The sequence below is a fragment of the uncultured Arenimonas sp. genome, from assembly GCF_963976025.1.
Taxonomy (GTDB): domain Bacteria; phylum Pseudomonadota; class Gammaproteobacteria; order Xanthomonadales; family Xanthomonadaceae; genus Arenimonas.
This window is the reverse complement of record NZ_CAXBJS010000138.1, coordinates 1-7,111: the sequence shown is the minus strand read 5'-3', so window position 1 is coordinate 7,111 and position 7,111 is coordinate 1. Positions and strand designations below refer to the sequence as shown.

The following is a 7,111-nucleotide window of genomic DNA, read 5'->3' as shown; positions in this document are numbered from 1 at the left end:
AATGACAGCACCGCCCTTGAAGTCGCTGCGTTCGCGCAGGTGGGCCAGCAGGCGGCGAAAGGCAGCGGCTTCAAGGGCGGTGCTGTCATTCATGTGGCGGTACCGGGTGGGGTTCGGGGATAATCGTGCCATGAGCGCCCGCATCCTCGACGGCAAGGGCATTGCCGATACCCTCCTGGACGACCTCGCGCGGCGCGTGAAGGCCCGCCTGGCCGCGGGCAAGGCCGCGCCCGGCCTGGCGGTGGTGCTGGTTGGCGCCGACCCGGCGTCGGCGGTTTACGTGCGCAACAAGCGCCGGGCCGCCAAGAAGGTGGGCATCCGCGCCGTCGACTACGACCTGCCGGCCGATACCTCCGACGCCGAACTGGCGGCGCTGATCGACCGCCTCAACGCCGATCCGGCCATCCACGGCATCCTGGTGCAGCTCCCGCTGCCCGGTAACCGCGACGCCAACTGGCTGATCCACCGCATCGATCCGCGCAAGGACGTGGACGGTTTCCACCCGGAAAACGTCGGCCACCTGGCCCTGCGCCAGTTCGGCCTGCGCCCGTGCACGCCGCGTGGCATCACCACGCTGCTGGCCTACACCGACCAGCCCGTGCGCGGCCGCAGCGCCACCATCGTCGGCGTCAGCAACCACGTCGGCCGGCCGATGGCGCTGGAATTGCTCATTGCCGGCTGCACCACCACCAGCTGCCACAAGTTCACGCCCAGGGACGTGCTGCGCCGCCACGTCGGCGAGGCCGACATCCTGGTCGTGGCCGTGGGCCGGCCGGACATCGTTCCGGGCGAGTGGGTCAAACCCGGCGCCGTGGTCATCGACGTCGGCATCAACCGGCTCGAGGACGGGCGCCTGGTCGGCGACGTCGGCTTCGCGGCCGCGGCCGAACGCGCTTCGTGGATCACGCCGGTGCCCGGCGGGGTCGGGCCGATGACCGTGGCGACGCTGATGCAGAACACGCTCGAAGCCGCCGACGCCCTCGACGCCGCGCAATCGTCACGCTGAGCCGGCACACTGGGCCCATGCCGATGAACACGCGCCCGACGATTTCCATCCGTTGCCTGGCCACCGGCCTGCTGGTGCTGCTGCTGGCCGGCTGCACGGCGATCGCCGGCCGGGCCGGCGACCGCTTCGCCGGGCAACTGGGCGAAGCGGTCTACAACAGCAACGACCCGGCCACCGTGCGCGACGGCCTGCCGGCCTACCTGCTGCTGATCGATGCCCTGGTGCAGGGCCAGACGCCGGGCAAGGCGGGCAATGCGCCGCTGCTGTTCGCTGCCGCCGGCCTCAACGGCGCCTATGCCGGCAGCTTCACCGGCGAGGACACCGTGCGCGCCCAGCGCCTCTCGGCCAAGGCCCTCGATTACGCCCGCCGCGGCACCTGCCTGCGTAATGCCGGCCTGTGCGAAGCGATGCCGGGTCCGGTGGATGTGTTCGAAGCGCAGGTCGCCGCGGCGCCGGCCGACGACATCCAGACCCTGTACGCGCTGGGCGCCGCCTGGGCCGGCTACCTGCAGGCCCACAGCGACGACTGGGCCGCCATCGCGGACCTTCCCAAGGTCCAGGCGCTGCTCGAGCGCGTGGCCGGCATCGATCCCGGCCACGACCGCGGCATGGTGAGGGTCTACCTGGGCGTGCTGCATTCGCTGCGGCCCGAGTCCGTCGGTGGCCGCCCCGACCTGGGCCGCGAACACTTCGAAGCCGCCATCAGCCAGTCCGGCGGCCGCAATCTTTACGCCAAGGTCCTGATGGCGGAAACCTACGCGCGGCTGGTGTACGACCAGCCGCTGCACGACCGCCTGCTGGCCGAAGTCCTGGCCGCCGAACCCGCCGAGCCGGGATTCACCCTCATGAACGTGCTGGCCCAGGAGCGCGCCCACGCGCTGGTGGCCAGCGGCCGCGAATTTTTCTGACCGGGGAAACGCCATGTTCCGCCCGCTGTTGATGTGCCTGTTGTTCGCCCTGTCGCTGCCCGCCGGCGCCCAGGCGATCAAGATCGCCACCCTGGCCCCCGAGGGCTCGGCCTGGATGCGCGAACTGCGCACCGCCGCCGAAGAAGTGGGGAAGGGCACCCAGGGCCGGGTGCAGGTGAAGTTCTACCCGGGCGGGGTGATGGGCAACGATGCCGTGGTGCTGCGCAAGATGCGCCTGGGCCAGCTGCAGGGCGGGGTGCTGACCGCCAGCGAGCTGTCGATGGTTTATCCCGACGCGCCGGCCTACAGCCTGCCTTTCCTGTTCGACGACTGGGACGACGTGCAGCGCGTACGCACCGCGGTCGATCCGTTGCTGGCCAAGGGGTTCGAGGAACGTGGCCTGCGCATGCTCGGGGTTTCGGGCGTGGGTTTTGCCTACATGATGGGTGACCGTCCGCTGCGCAGCCGCGCCGACGTCAACGGCATCAAGCTCTGGGTGCCGCAGAACGACGTCATCGCCATCCGCACCTTCGAGGCCGCGGGCATCAGCCCGATTCCGCTGCCCATCGGCGACGTGTTCACCAGCCTGCAGACCGGCATGGTCGATACCGTCGCCAATACGCCCAGCGGCGCCATCGCCCTGCAGTGGCACGGCAAGCTCAGGCACATGGTGGACCTGCCGCTGACCTTCGTCGTCGGTTACCTGGTGCTGGACGAAAAAGCCTGGAAGCGGCTGTCGCCGGCCGACCAGCAGGTGCTCGCAAAATCCTTCGGCGACGCCGCCGCGCGCATGGACGCCACCGTCCAGCGCGACAACCTGGCGGCGCTCGAAGCGCTGAAGAAGCAGGGCCTGGCCGTGACCACCCTGACACCCGAGGAAGCCGCGCGCTGGCGCGCCGCCGGCGACCAGGTCATCGCCGACATGGAGGCCAAGGGGGAACTGTCGGCCGTCGTGATGTCGGCCGTGCGCAAGGCGCTGGCCGCGGACGGGACGCCCTGATCCGTGCCCGGCCGCTGGGTCCGGCGCCTGCACCAGGCCGAGGACGTGCTGCTGGCGGCGCTGCTTGCGTCGCTGCTGCTGCTGTCGCTGGCGCAGATCGGACTGCGCCTGTTCCTTGATACCGGCCTGGCCTGGGCGGAACCGGCCGGGCGCGCCGGCGTGCTCTGGCTGGCCCTGCTGGGAGCGCTGGGCGCGACCCGCGGCCATCGCCACATCGCCATCGATGCACTGCCGCGGGTGCTCCCGCCGACGGCCCGGCGCGTGGCCTGGGCCATCGCGCAGGCGGCCACGGCCGCGCTTTGCGCGGGCATGGCCTGGCTGGGCTGGGGCCTGGTGCAGCTGGAACGCGAAGCGCCGCTGCCCTTCATCGCCGGCGTGCCCAGCTGGGTGCCGATGCTGGCGCTGCCGGCCGGCTTTGGGCTGATGGCGCTGCGATTTGCGCTGGCCGCGGGCGTAACGCCGCCCGAACCCAAGGACATGGATCCGTGAGCCTGGGCCTGGGCATGCTGGTGGTGGCACTGCTGGCGGCGCTGGGCATGCCGCTGTTCGCGGTGATCCTGGCCGTGGCCCTGCTGGGATTCCACCTGGCGGGTTACGACCTGATCATCGTGGCCGTGGAGGTCTACCGCCTGGGCGACCTGCCCGGGCTGGTGGCGATCCCGCTGTTCACGCTGGCCGGTTACCTGCTGGGAGAAAGCGGGGCGCCGCGGCGGCTGGTGCGCCTGTCCAATGCGCTGCTGGGCTGGCTGCCGGGAGGGCTGGCGATCGTCGCCATCGTCGCCTGCGCCATGTTCACCGCCTTCACCGGTGCCTCGGGCGTCACCATCGTGGCCCTGGGCGCGCTGCTGTACCCGGCGCTGCGCGAGGCCGGGTATTCCGAACGCTACAGCCTGGGCCTGGTCACGTCGGCCGGCAGCCTGGGCCTGCTGTTCGCGCCTTCGCTGCCGCTGATCGTCTACGGCTTCGTGGCCGGGCAGGTGGGCGGGCCGACGCCGGTGACCATTCCCGACCTGTTCCTGGCCGGCCTGCTGCCGGGCCTGCTGATGATCGCCATGCTTTCGGTGCACGCCATGTGGGCCGGGCGGGGCATCGAGCGCGCCAGCCACGGTTTCGACGGCCGCGAACTGCGCGCTGCCCTCAGGGACTGCGCCTGGGAACTGCCACTGCCGGTGATCGTGCTGGGCGCGATCTATTCGGGCGCGCTGGCGGCCAGCGAAACCGCGGCTGTGACAGCACTTTATGTATTCGTTGTAATTGTCTGTATCAAAAAGGAAATTACCTGGGACAAGCTACCCGGGGTAATGGCCGAATCGATGCGCCTGGTCGGCGCGATCCTGATGATCCTGGCGGCGGCCCTGGCGCTGTCGAACTGGCTGGTGGACCAGCAGGTGCCGACGCGCCTGTTCGAGTGGCTCAGCCGGCACGTCGACAGCCCCTGGGTGTTCCTGGGCCTGCTCAACCTGTTCCTGCTGGCCGTGGGCATGCTGCTGGACATCTTCTCGGCCATCGTCATCCTGACGCCGCTGCTGATCCCGGTGGCGGCGGCCTTCGGCATCCACCCGGTGCACCTGGGCATCGTGATGCTGGCCAACCTGCAGCTGGGCTACTTCACGCCGCCGGTGGGCATGAACCTGTTCATCGCCGCCTACCGCTTCGGCAAGCCCATCGGCACCCTGGTGCGCGCCTGCTGGCCGTTTTTCCTGGTGCTGGGGCTGGCGGTGGCGCTGGTGACCTGGTGGCCGGCACTGAGCCTGTCGCTGCTATAACCGGCTATAATGCCGCGCTTCACTCTCCCCCGGAGTCGCTCCATGCTGCGCATCCAGGCCGAAGCGCTGACGTTCGACGACGTCTCCCTCGTTCCCGCCCATTCCGCGGTCCTGCCCAAGGACGTCAGTCTCGCCACGCAGCTCACGCGCGGCATCCGCCTGAACCTGCCGATCATCTCGGCCGCCATGGACACCGTCACCGAAGCCCGCCTGGCCATCGCCATGGCCCAGCTCGGCGGCATCGGCATCCTGCACAAGAACATGTCCGTGCAGCAGCAGGCCGCGCACGTGCTGCAGGTCAAGAACTTCGAGGCCGGCGTCATCCGCGAACCCTTCACCGTGGGCCCGGAAACGACCATCGGCGAAGTGATCAAGCTCACCCGCGCCCGCAACATCTCCGGCGTGCCGGTGGTCGACGGCGGCCGCCTGGTCGGCCTGGTGACCAGCCGCGACATGCGCTTCGAGAAGAAGCTCGACGATCCCGTGCGCCACATCATGACCAAGAAGGAAAAGCTGGTCACGGTGCGTGAAGGTGCCAGCGACGACGAAGTGCTGCAGCTCATGCACACCCACCGCATCGAGAAGGTGCTGGTGGTGGACGACCAGTTCGCGCTGCGCGGGCTGATCACCGTCAAGGACATCCAGAAGGCCCGCGACAACCCCAACGCCGCCAAGGACGCCGACGAACAGCTGCTGGCCGGCGCCGCGGTCGGCGTCGGCGGTGACACCGAAGCCCGCATCGAGGCCCTGGTGGCTGCCGGCGTGGACGTGGTGGTGGTGGACACGGCCCATGGCCATAGCCAGGGCGTCATCGAGCGCGTGGCCTGGGTCAAGAAGACCTTCCCGAACCTGCAGGTGATCGGCGGCAACATCGTCACCGGCGACGCCGCACTGGCATTGATGGACGCCGGCGCCGACGCCGTGAAGGTCGGCGTGGGCCCCGGTTCGATCTGCACCACCCGCATCGTCGCCGGCGTCGGCGTGCCGCAGATCACCGCGGTCGGCATGGTCGCCGATGCGCTCAAGGGCCGCATCCCGCTGATCGCCGACGGCGGCATCCGCTTCTCCGGCGACATCGCCAAGGCCCTGGTGGCCGGCGCCAGCGTCATCATGATCGGCGGCCTGTTCGCCGGCACCGAAGAGGCGCCGGGCGAGGTCGAGCTGTTCCAGGGCCGCAGCTACAAGAGCTACCGCGGCATGGGCTCGCTGGGCGCGATGGAAATGGGCAGCAAGGACCGTTATTTCCAGGACGCGTCCGACGCCGACAAGCTGGTGCCCGAAGGCATCGAAGGCCGCGTGCCCTACCGCGGCCCGGTGGGCAACATCGTGCACCAGCTGGCCGGTGGCCTGCGCTCGTCGATGGGTTACGTCGGCTGCGCCACCATCGAAGAAATGCGCACCAAGCCCAAGTTCGTCCGGGTCACCAATGCCGGCACCCGCGAGGCGCACGTGCACGACGTGACGATCACCAAAGAGCCGCCCAACTACCGGATGGGCTGACGCCACCCATGACCGACATCCATAGCGACAAGATCCTGATCCTCGATTTCGGGGCGCAGTACACCCAGCTCATCGCCCGCCGCGTCCGCGAACTCGGCGTGTACTGCGAGATCTGGGCCTGGGACCACGACCCGGCCGAAATCGCCGCCTACGGCGCCCGCGGCATCATCCTTTCGGGCGGCCCGGAATCAACCACCGAAGCCGGTTCGCCCCGGGCGCCGCAGGAAGTCTTCGACGCCGGCGTGCCGATCCTGGGCATCTGCTACGGCATGCAGACCCTGGCCGCGCAGCACGGCGGCAAGGTCGAGGCCGGCCACCACCGCGAGTTCGGCTACGCCGAGGTCGAGGTCACGGCGCCCTGCGAGCTGTTCGACGAACTCAAGGACCACGCCGGCAGCCCGCCACGGCTGGACGTGTGGATGAGCCACGGCGACCGGGTCACCCAGGTGCCGCCGGGCTTCGAAGTGGTCGGCCGCACCGAATCGGTGCCGATCATCGCCATGGCCGACAACCAACGGCGCTGGTACGGCGTGCAGTTCCACCCCGAGGTCACCCACACCAAGTCCGGCCAGCAGATGCTGCGTCGTTTCGCGGTGGACATCTGCGGCTGCCGCACGCTGTGGACCGCGGCCAACATCATCGAAGACCAGATCCAGCGCGTGCGCGACCAGGTGGGCGAGGGCACCGTGCTGCTGGGCCTGTCCGGTGGCGTTGATTCGTCGGTGGTCGCCGCGCTGCTGCACAAGGCCATCGGCGACAAGCTGACCTGCGTGTTCGTCGATACCGGCCTGCTGCGCTGGCAGGAAGGCGACCAGGTGATGGCGATGTTCGCCGAGCACATGGGCGTGAAGGTCATCCGCGTGAACGCGGCGGACCGCTATTTCAATGCACTCGCCGGCGTCGCCGACCCGGAAGCCAAGCGCAAGATCAT

At 69.5% G+C, this 7,111-nt stretch carries 7 protein-coding genes; all 7 read left to right on the top strand.

The features are described from left to right. Window positions 1-130: 130 nt before the first annotated feature. Window positions 131-1,006: a bifunctional methylenetetrahydrofolate dehydrogenase/methenyltetrahydrofolate cyclohydrolase FolD gene (gene folD, locus AACZ35_RS10695; RefSeq protein WP_339829036.1), complete on the top strand. Its 876-nt coding sequence runs from the start codon at window positions 131-133 to the stop codon at window positions 1,004-1,006. Between the two features lie 17 nt (window positions 1,007-1,023). Continuing rightward, a complete protein-coding gene (locus AACZ35_RS10690) occupies window positions 1,024-1,914 on the top strand; it encodes a TRAP transporter TatT component family protein (RefSeq protein WP_339829033.1) in 891 nt (296 codons plus the stop codon). Window positions 1,915-1,927: 13 nt separating this feature from the next. Then, a complete protein-coding gene (gene dctP / locus AACZ35_RS10685) occupies window positions 1,928-2,914 on the top strand; it encodes a TRAP transporter substrate-binding protein DctP (protein WP_339829030.1) in 987 nt (328 codons plus the stop codon). Between the two features lie 3 nt (window positions 2,915-2,917). Further along, entirely contained in the window at window positions 2,918-3,403 is a 486-nt protein-coding gene (locus AACZ35_RS10680; RefSeq protein WP_339829027.1) for a TRAP transporter small permease, read from the top strand. Continuing rightward, window positions 3,400-4,680: a TRAP transporter large permease subunit gene (locus tag AACZ35_RS10675; RefSeq protein ID WP_339829024.1), complete on the top strand. Its 1,281-nt coding sequence runs from the start codon at window positions 3,400-3,402 to the stop codon at window positions 4,678-4,680. The genes AACZ35_RS10680 and AACZ35_RS10675 overlap by 4 nt, the downstream gene beginning before the upstream one ends. A 42-nt stretch (window positions 4,681-4,722) precedes the next feature. Next, window positions 4,723-6,180, top strand: a complete 1,458-nt coding sequence (gene guaB / locus AACZ35_RS10670) for an IMP dehydrogenase (protein ID WP_339829021.1) — start codon at window positions 4,723-4,725, stop codon at window positions 6,178-6,180. An 8-nt stretch (window positions 6,181-6,188) separates the two neighbouring features. Further along, on the top strand, window positions 6,189-7,111 hold a 923-nt coding region (guaA, locus tag AACZ35_RS10665), incomplete at its 3' end, for a glutamine-hydrolyzing GMP synthase (RefSeq protein ID WP_339829018.1).